Origin of the sequence: Caballeronia sp. NCF2, assembly GCF_023631205.1 — a bacterium.
In the GTDB taxonomy this organism is placed as follows: Bacteria; Pseudomonadota; Gammaproteobacteria; order Burkholderiales; family Burkholderiaceae; genus Caballeronia; species Caballeronia zhejiangensis.
Genome location: NZ_JALQDN010000008.1, coordinates 16,957 through 35,229 on the forward strand (window position 1 = coordinate 16,957; position 18,273 = coordinate 35,229).

The 18,273-nt window shown below is 62.4% G+C and carries 16 protein-coding genes; 13 read left to right on the forward strand and 3 right to left on the reverse strand.

Going from position 1 to position 18,273, the window contains the following annotated elements; genetic code table 11:
• Positions 1 to 61 precede the first annotated feature (61 nt).
• The gene (locus tag NCS02_RS05250; RefSeq protein ID WP_034474132.1) at positions 62 to 991 is read right to left on the reverse strand and encodes a phosphatidate cytidylyltransferase; all 930 of its coding nucleotides are present in this window, start codon (positions 989 to 991) and stop codon (positions 62 to 64) included.
• A 32-nt stretch (positions 992 to 1,023) separates the two neighbouring features.
• On the reverse strand, positions 1,024 to 1,653 hold the full coding sequence (locus NCS02_RS05255) for a lysophospholipid acyltransferase family protein (RefSeq protein ID WP_034474110.1): 630 nt from the start codon (positions 1,651 to 1,653) through the stop codon (positions 1,024 to 1,026).
• Positions 1,654 to 1,883: 230 nt separating this feature from the next.
• On the opposite strand from NCS02_RS05255, the gene NCS02_RS05260 reads away from it, so the two are divergent.
• Genes NCS02_RS05260 through NCS02_RS05275 form a run of 4 tightly spaced genes read left to right on the forward strand, consistent with a single transcriptional unit; the run spans position 1,884 to position 6,109 of the window.
• Positions 1,884 to 2,498, forward strand: coding sequence for a CDP-alcohol phosphatidyltransferase family protein (locus NCS02_RS05260; protein WP_008350520.1), 615 nt, complete (start codon positions 1,884 to 1,886; stop codon positions 2,496 to 2,498).
• Between the two features lie 40 nt (positions 2,499 to 2,538).
• Complete coding sequence (locus tag NCS02_RS05265) at positions 2,539 to 4,314, forward strand: bifunctional alpha/beta hydrolase/class I SAM-dependent methyltransferase (RefSeq protein WP_250456471.1); 1,776 nt, start codon at positions 2,539 to 2,541, stop codon at positions 4,312 to 4,314.
• A gap of 56 nt (positions 4,315 to 4,370) precedes the next feature.
• Positions 4,371 to 5,693: a phosphatase PAP2/dual specificity phosphatase family protein gene (locus NCS02_RS05270; protein ID WP_502800864.1), complete on the forward strand. Its 1,323-nt coding sequence runs from the start codon at positions 4,371 to 4,373 to the stop codon at positions 5,691 to 5,693.
• Complete coding sequence (locus tag NCS02_RS05275; protein WP_250519352.1) at positions 5,690 to 6,109, forward strand: hypothetical protein; 420 nt, start codon at positions 5,690 to 5,692, stop codon at positions 6,107 to 6,109. Before NCS02_RS05270 ends, NCS02_RS05275 begins: the two co-directional genes overlap by 4 nt.
• Before the next feature lie 51 nt (positions 6,110 to 6,160).
• On the opposite strand, the gene NCS02_RS05280 is transcribed toward NCS02_RS05275, so the two are convergent.
• The gene (locus NCS02_RS05280; protein ID WP_250519377.1) at positions 6,161 to 6,904 is read right to left on the reverse strand and encodes a DUF2628 domain-containing protein; all 744 of its coding nucleotides are present in this window, start codon (positions 6,902 to 6,904) and stop codon (positions 6,161 to 6,163) included.
• Positions 6,905 to 7,021: 117 nt separating this feature from the next.
• Here NCS02_RS05280 and NCS02_RS05285 point away from each other — a divergent pair, with 117 nt between their 5' ends.
• The 9 genes from NCS02_RS05285 to NCS02_RS05325 all read left to right on the forward strand — a co-directional run bounded on the left by NCS02_RS05285 (position 7,022) and on the right by NCS02_RS05325 (position 18,260).
• Positions 7,022 to 7,990 (forward strand): YfaP family protein, encoded by a 969-nt coding sequence (locus NCS02_RS05285; protein ID WP_250519353.1) that lies wholly within the window; start codon positions 7,022 to 7,024, stop codon positions 7,988 to 7,990.
• Positions 7,991 to 8,042: 52 nt separating this feature from the next.
• Complete coding sequence (locus tag NCS02_RS05290; protein WP_250519354.1) at positions 8,043 to 9,188, forward strand: polysaccharide deacetylase family protein; 1,146 nt, start codon at positions 8,043 to 8,045, stop codon at positions 9,186 to 9,188.
• Between the two features lie 54 nt (positions 9,189 to 9,242).
• Positions 9,243 to 9,878: a YidX family protein gene (locus tag NCS02_RS05295; protein WP_250501904.1), complete on the forward strand. Its 636-nt coding sequence runs from the start codon at positions 9,243 to 9,245 to the stop codon at positions 9,876 to 9,878.
• Between the two features lie 184 nt (positions 9,879 to 10,062).
• On the forward strand, positions 10,063 to 10,170 hold the full coding sequence (locus tag NCS02_RS05300; RefSeq protein WP_193788594.1) for a potassium ABC transporter ATPase: 108 nt from the start codon (positions 10,063 to 10,065) through the stop codon (positions 10,168 to 10,170).
• Complete coding sequence (gene kdpF, locus NCS02_RS05305; protein ID WP_008350504.1) at positions 10,167 to 10,262, forward strand: K(+)-transporting ATPase subunit F; 96 nt, start codon at positions 10,167 to 10,169, stop codon at positions 10,260 to 10,262. Before NCS02_RS05300 ends, kdpF begins: the two co-directional genes overlap by 4 nt.
• Positions 10,259 to 12,043 (forward strand): potassium-transporting ATPase subunit KdpA, encoded by a 1,785-nt coding sequence (gene kdpA, locus NCS02_RS05310; RefSeq protein ID WP_250519355.1) that lies wholly within the window; start codon positions 10,259 to 10,261, stop codon positions 12,041 to 12,043. Before kdpF ends, kdpA begins: the two co-directional genes overlap by 4 nt.
• Positions 12,044 to 12,057: 14 nt before the next feature.
• On the forward strand, positions 12,058 to 14,187 hold the full coding sequence (gene kdpB, locus NCS02_RS05315) for a potassium-transporting ATPase subunit KdpB (protein WP_051996808.1): 2,130 nt from the start codon (positions 12,058 to 12,060) through the stop codon (positions 14,185 to 14,187).
• Positions 14,188 to 14,192: 5 nt separating this feature from the next.
• Positions 14,193 to 14,762 (forward strand): potassium-transporting ATPase subunit KdpC, encoded by a 570-nt coding sequence (gene kdpC, locus NCS02_RS05320; RefSeq protein ID WP_250439503.1) that lies wholly within the window; start codon positions 14,193 to 14,195, stop codon positions 14,760 to 14,762.
• A 708-nt stretch (positions 14,763 to 15,470) separates the two neighbouring features.
• Entirely contained in the window at positions 15,471 to 18,260 is a 2,790-nt protein-coding gene (locus tag NCS02_RS05325) for a DUF4118 domain-containing protein (RefSeq protein ID WP_250519356.1), read from the forward strand.
• The last annotated feature ends 13 nt before the right edge of the window (positions 18,261 to 18,273 follow it).

An 18,273-nucleotide genomic window follows, 5' to 3' on the forward strand; every position in this document is an offset into this window, starting at 1 on the left:
CGGCCGTTGCGCTGAAGGCTCGATTCTAGCGGAGCGGTGGGGCGGGGCGGGCTCGCAGACGTCACACATAAACGAATCTGACCAGATGAAAAAACACAGGCGCGGCGAAGCAGATCGAATCGACACGATCGAGCATGCCGCCGTGTCCGGCGAGCATCGAGCCCCAGTCCTTCGCGCCGAGCGAACGCTTCACCGCTGAAAGAACCAGCCCGCCGATGAACCCCGCCAGAACGATGGCGAACGACATGCCGAGCGCCGCGCCGAAGCCGAATGGCGTGATCCGGTAAAGCGCCGCGCCGCAAAGGGTCGCCAGCGCGCCACCGCCGACGAAGCCTTCGACCGTTTTAGAAGGCGAAAGCACGGGTGCGATCTTGCGCTTGCCGAACAGTTTCCCCACGACGTACTGCAAGACATCGCTGATCTGCACGACGAGCAGGAAGTAGAAGAGCAATAACGCGTTCTGCCCGCGATAGCCGGGAATGTCGAGTGTCAGGAGCGCGGCGGCGTGGCTCAGGCCGTAGACGCAGACCATCAGCGCCCAGTTAATGCGTGCATTGCGACTCAGAAAGTCGCGCGTATCCTGCGTCAGCGCCGATACTAGTGACATCGCGAAGAAGAGATGCACCGGTACGAAGATGGAATACATGCCGTACCAGTTGATGCCAAGCAGAATGTACTGAACGGGAACCGCGACAAAGAACGCGAGGAACAGCGTCGAGTGATCGCTCGGCGTGGTCGGGGTGAGTGTTATGAACTCGCGCAACGTGAGGAATGACAGTAGCGCGAAGACCACATAAGTTGCAGTCTCGCCGAGGCCAATGGCGATCGCCATGACGGCGACCATGCCCCACCACGCGCGGATGCGTTCATTGAGGTTGACGATAGTCGCGCTCTTGCCATTCGGCCGGGCGGCGAGGATGGCGCCTGTCACGGTCGCGACGGCGAGAAAGCCCGCCACGCCCGCGATCAATTTCCAAAACAGTTCTGGCATGTTCGAGAATCGGAGATGTTGTTGCAGCAAGCTCAGTCTGAGCAAGCCGATGGCGCCAGCGCGACGATCGCATCGCGCATGCGTGTGAGAAAAGCAGATTTGTCGTCGGTCGCCCGAAGCGCTTCGCCCGCGCCGAAATGGACTTTGCAGATCAACGGAATCGGCCAGATCGCGCCCTTGGGCATGATCCGCTGAAGATTCTCGAGATAGACCGGCGTGAGGGCGATGCCGGGAAACTCGCTTGCCAGATGAAAGAGTCCGCTCTTGAAGCCTTGCGGCAAAGCATCCGTGCCACGTGTGCCTTCGGGAAAGATAATCACCGAATGCCCCTTCGTGAGCGCATCGCGAACCGGATCGAGCGGATCGCCATCTCCTTCGCGTCGACGATCGATCAGCACGACGTTCAGCAGTTTCTGCGCGATATGTCGCTTGAGCGCGTTGGCGTTCCAGTAGTCGCGCGCAGCAACGGGCCGCACGGAATCGCGCAAACTGCGCGGCAACGCAGCGAGGATAGCGAGTGTGTCGATATGGCTCGTGTGATTCGAGAAGTAGATCTGTTGAGTTTCGCCTGCACGAGGGACATGACAGACTGGGTAGGCTCCAGCGACCAACCGAACGAGAGATAACAGTAAATCGCGTTGCCAGGCATATATCCGTTTCATGAGTCGGTAGTGGTGTGGATTGCTTATTTATATTCCGTTCACATGCGCATCGACGGAGCAAGTGGTCTTGACAAGATGTGTCAGATGTTTAGCAAGTGATAACAGAACTGCATAACAACGAGGCTCTGCAATCCTAACGGTTGACGGGATGCAAAAGTGCCCTGATAGTAGCGGCTTTTTCGATCCATCGGGACGTCAGGCATGGTCGACGAACCGGCGAAAACATCGCAATGAGCCTCTACGCACTCAAGCCGCGCTTCCAAATTCTGCTTCGTCCATTCACAAATTGGCTCGCGCGGCGAGGCGTGACCGCAAACCAGGTCACGGTAGCCGCGATGCTTGGATCGATGGCAGTCGGTGCATCGGCGTGGCTCGGTTATCCCGAGCGCGGTCTGTTTCTGCTCATTCCGCTGTGGCTTTTCATCCGCATGGCGCTGAATGCCATCGACGGCATGCTTGCGCGCGAACACGGCCATAAGAGCGCATTGGGCGCTTACCTGAACGAACTAGGCGATGTGATCTCGGACACGGCGCTCGTGCTGCCGTTTCTGGCCGTGCCGGCTTTCGCGCCATCGGACGTGTGGCTTTTCGCCTGGACGGCGTGCGTAGTCGAGTGCGCGGGACTGATCGGACCACTGGCCGGCGCGGATCGTCGCTACGACGGGCCATTCGGCAAGAGCGACCGCGCGCTGGCGCTCGGGGCATTTGCGCTCTGGTTCGGAATGGGGCTGCCGGTCGGTTCGACGTTCGTCTGGCTGTGGCGTGCACTGATCGCACTCGCGGTATTGACTGCGATCAGACGCGTCGCGATGGGCGTTCGCTTATCGCGTGAAACGGGCCGTTAAGCGTTACCTGCAACATCGAAACAACGAAGGCAAAAATCACATGACTCAAGCGACTATTCGACGCGCACAAGAGGCGCGCTTCACGACTCACGACGGTGAAGCGCTTTTCTATCGGCACTGGCCCGCGGCGGGCGCGCCACGCAGCGGCGCTGTGGTGCTGCTGCATCGGGGGCACGAGCATTCGGCGCGTGTCGCGCATCTGGTCGATGAACTCGACATGCCTGGCTACGATTTCTTTGCGTGGGACGCGCGTGGGCACGGACGTTCGCCCGGCGCGCGCGGATACAGTCCGAACGCAGCGGCTTGCGTGCGCGACCTCCAGTGCTTCGTCGAACACATCCGCGACGTTCATGGCGTCGCCATCGAAGACATGGCGGTCGTCGGTCAGAGCGTCGGCGCCGTGCTGGCCGCGGCCTGGGCGCACGATTATGCGCCGCCCGTGCGCTGTCTCGCGCTCGCATCGCCGGCGTTTCATATCAAGCTGTACGTGCCATTTGCACGTCCGGGATTGCGTCTGATGCACAAGCTTCGCGGTCTGTTCTATGTGAACAGCTATGTGAAGCCAAAATTTTTGACGCACGATCCGGAGCGCATCGCGAGCTATGCCGCGGATCCGCTGATCACGCGGCCGATCGCGGTCAATATGCTGCTGGACCTGCACGACACGGCGAGGCGCATCGTCGACGATGCGGCCGCCATCACCGTGCCGACGCAACTGCTGATCTCGGGTGCGGATTGGGTCGTGCATCGCGGACCGCAGGAACGCTTCTTCGAGCGGCTCGGGTCGGCGCGCAAGGAGCGCATCGTGCTGCCCGGTTTCTATCACGATACGCTCGGTGAACGCGACCGCGCGCAGGCGCTCGCGCCGCTGCGGGCGTTTCTGCTGCGTGAGTTCGAGGCGCCTTGCGCGCGAGTCTCGCTCGTGGATGCCGACACGCGCGGACCTTTTCATGCGGAATACGAAGCGTTGAAACAAGCTCCCGCCAGTCCGCTCGCGCGTTTGTACTGGATGACTGCGCGCGCGGGGTTGCGGGTGGGCGGCGCATTCTCGGAGGGCATTGCACTTGGGCATCGGCTCGGGTTCGATTCCGGCTCGACGCTCGACTACGTGTACCGCAACGAAGCGAGGGGACGCGGATGTGTGGGGCGGCACATCGATCGCAACTACCTCGACTCTCCTGGCTGGGTGGGCATCCGTCAGCGCAAGATCAATATCGAGGCGTTGATCGCCGAGGCGATGACGCGAATCACGCGCTCGGGCGAGACGGTCCGGATCGTCGATATCGCGGCGGGACATGGCCGTTATGTCCTTGACGCCATCGCCGCGGTGACCCGTCGCGATGGCGTGTCGCCCGAGCACATTCTGTTGCGCGATTACAGCGCGCCGAACGTCGATGCTGGACGCGCTCTGATTGCGCAACGTGGTCTCGAAAGCGTTGCGCGTTTCGAGCAAGGCGATGCCTTCGACGAGGCCTCGCTCGCCGCGCTCGATCCCCGTCCGACGCTTGCGATCGTGTCAGGGCTGTATGAGCTTTTTGGCGACAACGCTTCGATAGAACAGTCGCTCCGTGGTCTCGCGCGCGCCGTGCAACCTGGCGGCTACCTCGTCTATACCGGACAGCCGTGGCATCCGCAGCTCGAATTCATTGCGCGCGTGCTTGGGAATCATCGTGGCGAGACAGCGTGGGTCATGCGTCGCCGTTCGCAGGCGGAAATGGACGAACTCGTCGCGCGCGCCGGCTTTCGCAAGATCACGCAGCGCATCGATGAAAAGGGGATCTTCACGGTGACGCTTGCCGAGCGCGTCGCGTCCTGATGAATAGCGCTGCCTTGTCCGTCGCCGGTGCGCGAAGCGAACGGGACGCCTCCTTGATGTTGCGATCCGGATGGCTCGCGATCATGGGCGCGTTGTTCTTTTCGACATACGCCTTCGCGAACTGGCTGGCGTCGACGCGCGCCTCGGTGCCCACCTTCGCATTCGCATGGGAACGGGCCATTCCGTTCATGCCGTGGAGCATCGTGCCGTATTGGTCCATCGATGTGTTCTACGCGCTCTCGTTCCTGTTGTGCGTCAGGCGCGCGGCGCTCCACGCGCACGTCCGCAGGCTTTTCACGGTGCAAATGATCTCCGTGGCATGTTTCATCGCGTGGCCGTTGAGCTTCGGCGCCGAGCGGCCAGTCTCGAGCGGTGTGACCGGCGTGCTATTCGACCTCCTGACGGGCATCGACAAGCCGTATAACCAGGCTCCATCGCTGCACATCGGATTGCTGATCGTGCTTTGGACGTTCTACGCGGGCGTTCTGCGGAACAAAGCTGCTCGTGCGGTCTTGCATCTCTGGTTCATGGCGATCGGTGTTTCCGTTCTGACCACATGGCAGCACCATGTGATCGACGTGCCGACCGGCGCGGCGGTGGGTGCCTTTGCGCTATTTCTCTTTCCTCTCGCAGACGATGTGACCGGCGCCGCGCTCCCTTGCGCGCGAAGCCGGCGGATAGCTGGCGTCTATGCGACCGTCGCGGTCGCGCTGACCGCGTTCGCGTTGATCCTTGTGCGGCATGCCGTTGGTGCCGCGCTTGTCACGGGATGGGTTTCGCTGGCATTCGCTTGCGTTGCGTGGATTTATTGGCAAGGCTCGCCTGCCGCGTTTCAGAAGGACGAGCGGGGCCGCATTCCGTTGGCCGTCCGTCTGCTGCTCGCTCCGGCTATCGCTGGCGCATTCATCAACTCACGGTTATGGACGCGCAAGAGGCCATCGCCTGTTCGCGTTGCGACCGGCGTTTCCATCGGTCGCACGCCGACGCCTCGCGAATGGCGGCAGCATGGTTTCGATGCATTGCTCGATCTGACGGCCGAGATGCCGCGCTGGATCGCGCTCGATCAATCGAATGTGTACCTATGCGTGCCGCCTCTGGATCTCGTGCCGCCGACTCTGCTGCGTCTGAACGCGGCTGTCGAGGCGCTCGGTGAGTTGCATCGCGACGGGCGCGATGTGCTGGTTTGCTGTGCGCTCGGTTATGGGCGCAGCGTGCTGTGCGCGGCGGCGTGGATCGCGAAGACGCAAGGTTTGCACGATGCACGCGCGGCACTTCTGGCTGTGCGGTCGGCGCAGCGTCGCGCGGTCTGGTCGAAGGACACCGTCGCGTTGCTGCAGGACTGGATCGACCATTGCACGGTTCATGGAAGACAAGGATGAAAGCCTATTTCATCGCGGCGGCGCGTGGTGCGCTCGATGCTGGCTGCTGTGCGTGCGCGGTCGCCTTGGCAGCGGCAGGCGTGGGGTGCGGTGTCGCCATTCATTGCGAGCATTTGCATTACGTGCGAACGCTGATCGCGCTCATCAGCACATGTTCGGGCATAGGCGCTTCGTGGCTAATGGTGCGAATCGTCATCGACCGACAGTTGTTCGCCACGCTTGCCGCAATGGAATCTTCGACGCTCGATGATCTCGACCGCGTGCTGATCGAGCTCGGATGGACCGCTGCATCGCGTGCCGGCCGGCCGCTCGATGCACGGGTGCGCGGCGTGACTCGACTGCTCAGGGCGAGCGTGATGCTTGCGGTCGTGCAGTGGGTGTGCGTGGGTGTGGCGGTGATGGTTGAGGGCGGGTGACATTTTGCTTCAAACGCTTGCAGCAAAGCCACTCCCATCCCCGACACACCGTCAGCCGAAGAGGGCAATGCCCAGAACCACGATCATCAGAAGCGCGAGCATCCATGCCGCCGCGGCGTTCGTGCCGCCCTTGCGGCACAGCTCGTATTCCAGCGCGCTGCCGGATGAACCCTGGTTGCGAAGTTTGCCGATGCTCCTTAGCACATGTTCCCGGTAGAGAAGATTGCCGGAGAGTCCCAGCGCGAACGAAATCGCGTACGACACAAAGCCGCCAGCCCCATCTCCCAGCGAACCGACGGCGAACCGAAGCAGGACAGCAGCCGCGAACAACGCTCCAGCTTGCCAGTACATCTTTCGATAGACGAGCCAAATTGGACCGATCACGAACGCGGCTCCGTTCCATGTACATCTTGGCTGCCCGCGTTTGTTCAGAAAGGACCATTTGTACGCGTAGTACTTCGCGTTCTTTCCGACGAAGAGAGCGACGTCCGGTTCGAGCGTGGGCGACTGTATCTCGGTGTTGATTTGAGGCACGTCTAGTTGATGTTCGGTTGGTTCCATGATGCTTGCCTCGAGTGTGCGGTCCTTTCGTATGTCCGGTCGCGAGCATTGCAGCACGCTGCGCTGTTGTCCACGGTGCCGTATGGCTTTTGCGGAAATTTGAAGAAATTGCGCATCGGCTGCTAGATCGAGCGAATCGGCGATTGCTATGCTTTCATGATTCGGTATCCGAAGAAATAGCGATGCGATGAATCGCTTCATCCATCGTAATGAAGCAAAAGCAATGTCCAACATCAATCAACCGTCTACTCCTAAAAGATATCCGGCGCGACTGTCATTCTTCAAAAGGACGGCGCCCAGTCGGTTCGTATCCAGAGTGATGCACAAGGCGCTGCGCAGATTCCAGCCGATATGGCGAATGACAGCAAGGTGCTTCTGATCATCAAGAAGGCTGGTTATTCCGGTCTGGTCGCCAAGTGCCCATGCGCTGGACTGTCTTATGCGCTGAGTCCGGTGATGAAGAATCTGGATGGCATGCGCGTCGTGCTTACATGGGGACAGCGCCCGCGCGATCTCGATCTGCACGTGTCCTATCCGCAGAATCACGTCTACTTTCAACACCAAGCCGGGGACGACGCCAATCTGGATGTCGACCACACGGATAGCTACGGTCCGGAAACCATCACGCTCGATCACAAGCGTTCCGGCCAGACCTACGTCTTCGCCGTGCACGATTTCAGCAACGAGAGCAACCCCGCGTCGTCGGAGCTTGCGAACAGCGAGGCAAGGGTGTTCGTGTATGTCGGCCAGTCGCTGGTTCGAACGTTCAGCGTGCCGCGTCAGGCGGGCAATCTGTGGACCGTGTTCCGCGTCAACGGCGAGGGCGAGATGCAGGACATCAACACCATGCGCGGCGTGACGGTCAGAGCGAGCGAGGTGCTCGGCACCATCGACAACTACAACGACGAGCAGTTGAGAATCGTGCCGGCCAATCAGGACTATGTCGACGCGGCCCGCGCGAGCCTGATCAACAAGGACGGCGAGCGTGCCTATCACGCAGGCAACTTCGACGACGCTATCTGGCTGTACCGCGAGGCGATCAGCTTCAATCCGGAATTCGGCCAGGCGTACAGCAATCTCGGGCTCGCCTTCCAGAAGGCCGGACGTGCTGCCGAAGCCATCTGGGCCAATCGCAAGGCGATCGCGCTCGCGAATGGAGCGACGGCCGCGACGGTCCGCGCCAGTTCGTACTACAACATCGGCCGCATCTATGAGGACGCCGGCCAGTTCACCGACGCATCGAGCAACTACCGCGCAGCGCGACGCGAAAAGTCGAATCCGGTCTACGACGCCGCCATTACGCGCGTCAGCAATCGCTGAATCCGTTCAATCCAGGCCCCGGCATCGCGCCGGGGCCCGCATCGCTCATCACATGTACAAGAAAGCTCTCGCGGCGATGCTCATGGCATTCGCCGCGATGTCGTCGCACGCGGCAGGTCCGGTTTCGGTCGCCATCGGCGATCGCGGGACGTGGCCGATATCCATCGATAGTACAGAGAACTTCGATCTCGCTTCGCGCGCCGAACTTCTCGCATTCGGCAAAGCGCTGGCCGATAGCGAACAACTGTCAGACGCCGAGTTGCAGAGCCGGCTGAAGGTGAAATCGTTCGATCGGGCATCGGTCGATCGTATCCGGGGCCGTTACTGGAAGCGTCTGACCGGAAACTATCTGACCGCTTCGGCGAATTGCACGCCGAGTGCTCCGTTTTGCGTAAAGGTGCATGGCGAGGCTGACTTCGTGAACGCGGCCAAAGCCTTCGCAGTCCCGGCGGATAGTCCGTATCGCGCGTGGTCATCGCAGGCTCGGACGTTTCACAAGGCGTATCTCGACGAACTGCTGAGACTGGCCGCGCTCTTTCCGAAGGTCAGCAGTGAGATCGACACGTATTCGTCGCGAGAGATCGACGGCAACGAGTTCGCCGACCGCACCTTCCTGCTCACCTTCGACGATGGCCCGACCACCGCCGGCGGCACAACCGACGCGTTGCTGCGGACGTTGCGAGACGCTCGCTTGAATGGCGTGTTCTTCACGCTCGGGACGCGGTTGCAAGCGCGCTTGCAGCAGGCGGGTGCGTCGTCGATGGCGTATGCCTATCGCGGCATGTGCGTCGGCGCGCATGGCTGGGAGCATCGTTCGCACGCAACCTGGCCGTCGTGGGAAGAGTCGGTGGCGCGGAGCATCGGGCTGGCGCAGGCGAATCTGCCGGACAGTTTCGTTCCGCTCTTCAGGCCGCCCTATGGTCAACGCCGAGCGGACAGCGGCGACTTCTTCGCATCGCAAGGCCTGCGTGTGGCGCTCTGGAATATCGATTCGCAAGACTGGAACGAGAAGGTGAGCGCGGATGAAGTCAAACAGCGCGTGCTCACGCTCATGCTGCTGTGGCGACGCGGGATCATTCTCTTCCACGATATTCATCCGAAGGCGCAGGTTGCGGTGCCCTGGTTGCATGACCGGTTGACGGCATCGGGTGTGCAGTGGATGGATTGCAAGAGGTTGGTCGCGACGAACGCCGATTGATCGCGCTGATTGTTTGAACCAACGACAGGCGGCGATGCGGTCAAAGGACGTCAAATGAAAAGAAGAAAGTTTATTGCCCTCACGGTATCGATGCCTTTCGCTCTCAGCGGGTGCCTGACATCCGGATTGAACGAGGAAGCAAAGTCGCCCGATTACTACAGGTACGCGGAAACGATAAGCAGTGTGCTTATCTCGGCAGACCAGAAGACGCTAGTGTTTCTTGGTAAGAATTATCACTATATTTTCGATGCGCCGGATCACTTCGTGGATGTCCTTCAGTCACCCTTTCACGCCGGAATGACCGCAGATGTCAATCAGTTCTACGTAGACGGAGACAGCAATGTCAGCGGTTCCTTCGTCTTGAATCTCGACAAGGCGGCGAGCTTCAGCGAAGAGCAGAAGGAGGAACTGGGAAATCTTGGAATCGATCCGCAACGCCGGTCTCTCTCGTTCAGGCTTAGCGGGCGGCGATATGACGCGAAAGGTTTCGACCGGTCGAAGGTCAATCCCATGCTGCTGAACCAGTCTTATGAAGTCTCCGTCAGGGAGCAGCATTACTCCAATGCGAAGAAAGTCATCCTGCTGGCGACGCCCGTGACCGTGGCGGCAGATGGCGCGCTGATGATCCTCGCCATTCCATTGTTGCCTGTGCTCTATGTGGTCTTTATGCGGAACTTTCGTGTGATGTGACGCCCGGTTGATCAGATCGACTCGGGCTCACTCACGCAAAGCACGAAGCATTAGCGCCCGCCTATCCAAGGCGGGCGTTTTTTTACACCATTTTTACACCCCGCCTCCCACTCTTTTCCCGCCCTTTACGTCCATTTTCTTAATCTCCACCTTGTCCTGAACCGCACAAGGGGAGAACACCAAAATGGACCTGATTTACCTCGCCGGCATCGTCCTGTTCTGGGGACTTTGCGTGGCGCTCACGCGCGGCTGCGAGCGACTCGGCCGCCGCGCGACGGGAGGGCGTCCATGAGCGCCTGGATGCTGTGGCTCGCGGCGGCTTCCACGCTGCTGCTCTTCGTGTATCTCGTGTACGCGCTTCTGCGTGCGGAGGATCTCGAATGAACGCCAACACCTTCATGCAGACGGCGCTCTTCATCGTCGTGCTGATTGCGCTGGCCATTCCGCTCGGCCGCTATATCTCGAACGTGCTCGACGGATCGTCCGTTATCGTGCGCAAGATCGGACGCCCGATCGAATCGATGCTCTATCGCATCGCCGGCGTCGATCCCGAATCCGAGATGTCATGGAAGCATTACGCGCTCGCCGTGATGCTCTTCAACGTGCTCGGCGCGCTCGTGCTGTATGCGCTGCTGCGCCTGCAGGGCACGCTGCCCGCCAATCCGCAAGGCATGGCCGGCATGACGCCCGATGCCGCGTTCAACACCGCCATCAGCTTCGTGACTAACACGAACTGGCAGGACTACGGCGGCGAAAGCACGCTCGGCTATCTCGCGCAGATGCTCGGCCTGACCGTGCAAAACTTTCTCTCGGCGGCGACGGGCATCGCGGTCGTCATCGCGCTGATTCGCGGCTTCAAGCGGCATAGCGCTCAGACCATCGGCAACTTCTGGGTCGACCTCACGCGCACGACGCTCTACATCCTTGCGCCGCTTGCCGTCGTGTTCGCGCTCGTCTTCGTGAGCCAGGGCGCGATCCAGAATTTCAAGGCGTATCAGGACGTATCGACGCTGCAGGTCACCACATATCAGACGCAATCCACCGACGCGCAAGGCAAGCCCGTCACGCAGACGCTCAAGGCCGACAAACAGACGCTGCCGATGGGCCCCGTCGCCTCGCAGGAAGCGATCAAGATGCTCGGCACGAATGGCGGCGGTTTCTTCAACACGAACTCCGCGCATCCGTACGAGAACCCGACGCCGTTCTCGAACTTCATGCAGATGCTCGCGATGCTGATCATCCCGGCTGCGCTGTGCGTCGTGTTCGGGCGCACGGTCGGCGACAGGCGTCAGGGCTATGCCGTGCTCGCGGCGATGACCATCGCGTTCGCCGTCGCGTGCTGGGGCGAGATTGCATCGGAGCAGGCCGGCAATCCGCTTTATGCGTCGCTCAAGGTCGATACGCAAGCGTCCACGCTACAGGCCGGCGGCAACATGGAAGGCAAGGAAACGCGCCTTGGCATCGCGCAATCGGGCATCTTCACGGTCGCGACGACCGCCGCATCGTGCGGCGCGGTGTCCAGCATGCACGATTCGCTGACGCCGCTCGGCGGCCTCGTGCCGATGCTGCTGATCCAGCTCGGCGAAGTGATCTTCGGCGGCGTCGGTTCCGGTCTCTACGGCATGCTCGCGTTCGCGTTGCTCGCGGTGTTCGTCGCGGGTCTGATGATCGGCCGCACGCCCGAGTATGTCGGCAAGAAGATCGAATCGTTCGAGATGAAGATGGTCTCCATCGTCATTCTGCTTACGCCGCTGCTGGTGCTTCTCGGCACGTCGATCGCCGTGTTGAGCGCGGCGGGCACGGCGGGCATCGCGAATCCGGGCGCGCACGGCTTCTCCGAAGTGCTTTACGCGTTCAGCTCCGCCGCCAACAACAACGGCAGCGCGTTCGCGGGCCTTTCGGTGAACACGCCGTTCTATAACTCGATGCTCGCCATCGCGATGTGGTTCGGCCGCTTCGGTTCGCTCATTCCGATCCTCGCCATCGCTGGCTCGCTCGCCGCGAAGAAGCGTCTCGCCGTGACAGCGGGCACCTTGCCGACCCACGGACCGCTCTTCGTCGTGCTCCTGCTCGGCACGCTCCTTCTGGTCGGCGCGCTCACGTATGTGCCGGCGCTCGCGCTCGGGCCCATCGTCGAGCACGTCACGATGACCGCAAGCCATTGATTTCCGAGGACAGCATGAATCAAGAGAATCAAACGCCGCTGCATCGCCCGGAGAATCTCGGGCAGGCGCGCACAGCGGCACGTTCGATGTTCGATCCGGCGCTCGTGAAGCCGGCGATCGTCGATTCGTTCAGGAAGCTCGCGCCGCGCACGCAGTTGCGCAATCCGGTGATGTTCTGCGTCTACGTCGGCAGCATTCTGACGACGGTGCTCTGGCTCGCCGCGCTCGCCGGCCAGGCGGAAGCGCCCGCGGGCTTCATCCTCGCGATCGCGCTGTGGCTGTGGTTCACGGTGCTCTTCGCGAACTTCGCCGAAGCGCTCGCGGAAGGGCGCTCGAAGGCGCAGGCGGCATCGCTGCGCCAGGCGAAGCACAACGTGATGGCGAAGAAGCTCAACGAGCCGCATCCGAAATCGCCGATCCGCATCACGACGTCCACGGAATTGCGCCGCGACGATGTCGTGCTCGTCGAAGCGGGCGACGTGATTCCCGCCGACGGCGACGTGATCGAAGGCGTCGCGTCGGTCGACGAATCCGCGATCACGGGCGAATCCGCGCCGGTGATCCGCGAGTCGGGCGGCGATTTCTCGTCGGTGACGGGCGGCACGCGCGTGCTCTCCGACTGGATCGTCGTGCGCGTATCGGTGAATCCGGGCGAGGCGTTTCTCGACCGCATGATCGCGATGGTCGAAGGCGCGAAGCGTCAGAAGACGCCGAACGAAATTGCGCTGACGATCTTGCTCGTCGCGCTGACGCTCGTGCTGCTCTTCGCGACCGCGACGCTGCTGCCGTTCTCGATGTTCTCCGTCGAGGCGGCGAAGCAGGGCCACGTCGTCACGATCACCGCGCTCGTCGCGCTGCTCGTGTGCCTGATTCCGACGACGATCGGCGGGCTGCTGTCCGCGATCGGCGTCGCGGGCATGAGCCGCATGATGCAGGCGAACGTGATCGCGACGTCGGGCCGCGCGGTCGAAGCGGCCGGCGACGTCGACGTGCTGCTGCTCGACAAGACCGGCACGATCACGCTCGGCAATCGCCAGGCGTCGACGTTCGTGGCGGCGCCCGGCGTGGCCGAGCGCGATCTCGCGGACGCGGCGCAACTCGCATCGCTCGCCGATGAAACGCCGGAAGGCCGCAGCATCGTCGTGCTGGCGAAGCAGCGCTTCAATATCCGCGAGCGCGACATGGCGACGTTGCACGCGACCTTTCTCGCGTTCAGCGCGCAGACGCGCATGAGCGGCGTGGATCTGCCGAATCGGGAGATCCGCAAGGGTTCCGCCGATGCGTTGAAGCGTTACGTCGAAGAACGCGGCGGACGTTTTCCGCAGGAAGTGCAGCATGCCGTCGATGAAGTCGCGCGGCGCGGCAGCACGCCGCTCGTGGTGGCCGAGCGCGTGAACGATACGACGCGCGCGCTGGGCGTGATCGAGCTGAAGGACATCGTGAAGGGCGGCATCAAGGAGCGCTTCGCGGAGCTGCGCAAGATGGGCATCAAGACGGTGATGGTGACGGGCGACAACCGGCTGACGGCTGCTGCCATCGCGGCGGAAGCGGGCGTCGACGACTTTCTCGCCGAAGCGACGCCGGAAGCGAAGCTGGCGACGATCCGCGCGCATCAGTCCGAGGGGCGTCTCGTCGCGATGACGGGTGACGGCACCAACGATGCGCCCGCGCTCGCGCAGGCCGACGTCGCGGTGGCGATGAACACGGGCACGCAGGCCGCGAAGGAAGCGGGCAACATGGTCGATCTCGATTCGAACCCGACGAAGCTCATCGAGATCGTGGAGATTGGCAAGCAGATGCTGATGACGCGCGGCTCGCTGACGACGTTTTCCATCGCCAACGACGTCGCCAAGTACTTCGCGATCATCCCGGCCGCGTTTGCGACGACGTATCCGCAGTTGCGCGTGCTGGACGTGATGCATCTGGCGTCGCCATCGTCGGCGATTCTGTCGGCGGTGATCTTCAATGCGCTCATCATCGTGTTTCTGATTCCGCTCGCGTTGAAGGGCGTGAAGTATCGCGCTTTGGGCGCCGCGTCGTTGTTGCGACGGAACCTGCTGATTTACGGGCTGGGCGGCATCGTGTTGCCGTTTCCGTTCATCAAGCTCATCGATATGGTCATTACCGCTCTTGGCTGGAGTTGAACATCATGAAGAATCTGTTGCGTCCCATGCTGGTGTTGTTCGTCGCGTTGACTGTCGTGACGGGCGTGGTGTATCCGGCGGTCGTCACCGCGATCGGACAGGCGGCGTTTTCGCATCAGGCGAATGGGAGTTTGATCGAGCGCGATGGGCGTCTCGTGGGCTCGCAGATCATCGGGCAGCAGTTCGATGCGCCTCGGTATTTCTGGGGGCGTTTGTCGGCTACTGCGCCGAATCCTTATAACGCGGGGAGTTCTAGTGGCTCCAATTTCGGACCGACCAATCCGGCGCTCGCCGGTGAGATCAAAGCGCGCATTGCCGCCTTGCACGATGCCGATCCGGGGAATGAGGCGGCCGTTCCCGTCGATCTGGTGACTTCGTCCGGGAGCGGGCTCGATCCGGAAATCAGTCCGGCGGCTGCGGCGTATCAGGTTTCGCGGGTCGCGAAGGCGCGGGGGATGTCGGTGGCTCGCGTCGAAGCGCTTGTCGCTCAAGCTACTAGCGGGAGGCAGTTTGGAGTGCTCGGAGAGTCTCGGGTGAATGTGCTTAAATTGAATCTTGCGTTGGATGGGGAGTAGTTGGGGGCGCTTGGCTTGGTTTCGCCGGATCCCGTTTTGCTCTCGGTCTATTAGCACTGCTCCTGTGCGGGGCGGCAGTCACTTTCTTTGCTGCTGCAAAGAAAGTAACCAAAGAAAGCAGCTTTTCAGGCCCGCGGTCACACGCAATTTGGGTAGTTCTCTCGTCCAAGGTGGCACTCGCCTAAAGAGTGCCCTCAAAGGACTAACGGGGTTTGGATCGCGCGCGGTCTGCCGCCCGAATGCGTCGAGCGCGCTGGTTCAGCACGAAAGAGCTTCGGCACAGCGCTACGCGCTGCCGCCGGGTATGCAAGGGAAACCAACGTGCGGCACTTGCGGTGAGATGGAGACGTTAGTAGAGAAGCACGCGCAGACCCGATTGACCGGTCGGCCGCGAAGCGGGCTGGAGCTATATGGTGCTGAACCAGTTTGGTGTGTGGTGCGATGTGACAGACCGTGCGCGAGCCAAGCCCGATTAGGTGTCTGAGGGCACTCGTTAGGCAGCCCACGATGGACGAGAGGACTACCCAAATTGCGTGTGACCGCGGGCGTATCGGGAGCTGCTTTCTTTGCTTACTTTCTTTGCAGCAGCAAAGAAAGTGAGTGCCGCCCCGCACAGGGGCAGTGCTAACAGACCGACACGAAAACGGGATCCAGCGAAATCGCAAGCGAACCACCACAACAAGCGCCAGCAAGAACCCCAAAAAAACCATGCCCCGCCCAACCCCAGAAGAACTCCTCGACAAACTCCACCGCGAGGAAGAAAAACGCGAGCGCGGCAGACTGAAGATTTTCTTCGGCGCATCGGCGGGCGTAGGCAAGACCTTCGCGATGTTGCAGGCCGCACGCCGCCGCCGCGATGAAGGCGTGGAAGTAGTCGTCGGCCTGGTCGAAACGCATGGCCGCAAGGAAACCCTTGCACTGGTCGAAGGCCTCGAAACGCTCCCGCCCGCGCGCATCGAACACCGCGGACGTCTGCTCGCCGAATTCGACCTCGACGCCGCGCTCGCCCGAAAACCGCAACTCATCCTCGTCGACGAACTCGCGCACTCGAACGTGCACGGCTCGCGCCACATGAAGCGCTGGCAAGACGTGCAAGAACTGCTCGACGCGGGCATCGACGTCTATACGACCGTCAACGTCCAGCACCTCGAAAGCCTCAACGACATCGTCGGGCGCATCACCGGCATTCGCGTCTGGGAGACCGTGCCCGATCGCATCTTCGACCTCGCCGATGAAGTCACGCTCGTCGACCTGCCGCCCGAAGAACTGCTCGACCGTCTGCGCGAAGGCAAGGTCTACCTGCCGGCGCAGGCCGAGCACGCCGTGCGCAACTTTTTTCGCAAGGGCAATCTGATCGCGCTGCGCGAACTCGCCTTGCGCCGCACGGCCGATCGCGTCGACGCGCAAATGCGCGAATACCGCGCCGATCAGTCGATCGAACGCATCTGGCGCGCGCGCGAACGGCTCATCGCGTGCATCGGCCCGGGACCGGAAAGCGCGACGCTCGTGCGCGCGGCCGCGCGGCTCGCCACGGCGCTCAAGGCCGACTGGCTCGCGGTGTACGTCGAGACGCCGAAGCTGCAGCGCCTCTCCGACGATCAGCGCCGCCGCACGCTCGACGCGCTCAAGCTCGCCTCCGAACTCGGCGCGGAAACCGTCACGCTCGATGGCGCCGATGCCGCCGCGACGCTCATCGACTACGCGCACATGCGCAACGTGTCGAAGCTCGTGGCGGGCGCGTCGGCGAGCGCGGGATGGCGGCGTCTCATCGCTCGGCCGGTGAGCGAGCGCATCATCCGGCAAGGATCCGATATCGACGTGACGCTCGTGTCGACCGGCACACGCGACGAGCCACGCCGCACGATCACGCAAGCGTTCGGCACCTGGCGCGACGGCGCGCACTCGCCGCCGCGCGCCTATCTTCATGCGCTCGCGATCGGCGGCGGCATCACGCTCGTCGCCGACATGCTCGCCGCCCGTCAGTTCGCAATCACGAATCTCGTGATGCTCTATCTGCTCGGCGTGATCTTCGCGGCCGTGCGGCTCGGGCGCGGTCCCGGCGTGATGCTGTCGTTTCTGTCGGTCGCCGCGTTCGACTTCTTCTTCGTGCCGCCCGAGCTGTCTTTCTCCGTGACGGACACGCAGTATCTGCTCACGTTCCTCGTCATGCTGCTGACCTCGCTCACGATCAGCCATCTGACGTCCAGTCTGCGGCGCGAGGCGCGCATCGCATCGCAACGCGAGCGGCGCACGGGCGCGATGTACGCGATGACCAAGGAACTCGGCGCCGCGTTGATGACCGAGCAGATCATCGAGATCGGCACGCGCCACGTCGCGGAAGTGTTTCAGGCGAAGGTCGCGATGCTCCTGCCCGACGCCGCCGAGAAAGTGCGGCAGAAAGTGGACGAACCGAATCCCGATGTGACGCTCGATGCCGCGCGTCTCGATCTCGACATCGCGCAATGGGTCTATGACCAGCAGAAACCGGCCGGACGCGGCACCGAGACCTTGCCCGCGACCCAGGCGCTCTATCTGCCGCTCAAGGCGCCGATGCGCACGCGCGGCGTGCTTGCGCTCGTGACCGGGCGCGAAGCCGAACTCGCGGTGCCCGAGCAGCGCCGCATGATCGAAACGTTCGCGTCGCAGATCGCGCTTGCGCTGGAACGCGTGCATTACGTCGAAATCGCGCAGGACGCGCTCGTCAACATGGAATCGGAGCGCCTGCGCAACTCGCTTTTATCCGCGATATCGCACGATCTGCGCACGCCGCTCACGTCGATCGTCGGCTTCGCTTCGGTGCTGGAGGAAGAGGCGCGGGAAGCAGGCGGCCAGAGCGAGACATCGCAGGAACTCGTGCACGCGATCCACGAAGAAGCGCTGCGCATGAGCGGCCTCGTGATCAATCTGCTCGACATGGCGCGTCTGCAGGCGGGCGCGATCCGGCTGAATCGTCAATGGTCGATGCTCGAAGAAGCCGTGGGCGCCGCGCTCGCGAGTTCGCGCCGCGTGCTCGCCGGGCGTCCCGTACAGACGCGCGTGCCGGCGAACTTGCCGTTGCTGCAACTCGACGCCGTGCTGATGGAGCGTCTCTTCGCCAACCTGCTGGAAAACGCCGCGAAGTACACGCCGCCCGCGACGCCGATCCGCATCGGCGCGGCGCTCGCGCACGACGGCGATGCGCGCTTCGTGCGCGTGTGCATCGACGATGAAGGGCCGGGCGTGCCGGCCGGCATGCAGAACCGTCTCTTCGACAAGTTCACGCGCGGCGAGAAGGAATCGGCGCAACCGGGCATCGGGCTCGGTCTCGCCATCTGCCGCGCGATCGTCGAGGCGCATGGCGGGCACATCGGCGTCGAGAATCGCGCGGACGCGAACGGGCGCATTCTCGGCGCACGATTCTGGTTCACGCTGCCGGCCAACGATGCGCCGCCCGAAGAATTGCCGCCCGACGAGGATGTCGACTCGAAGGCGGCCGCGCCGGGAACGGACGATGTCTGACGCGGCGAATTAT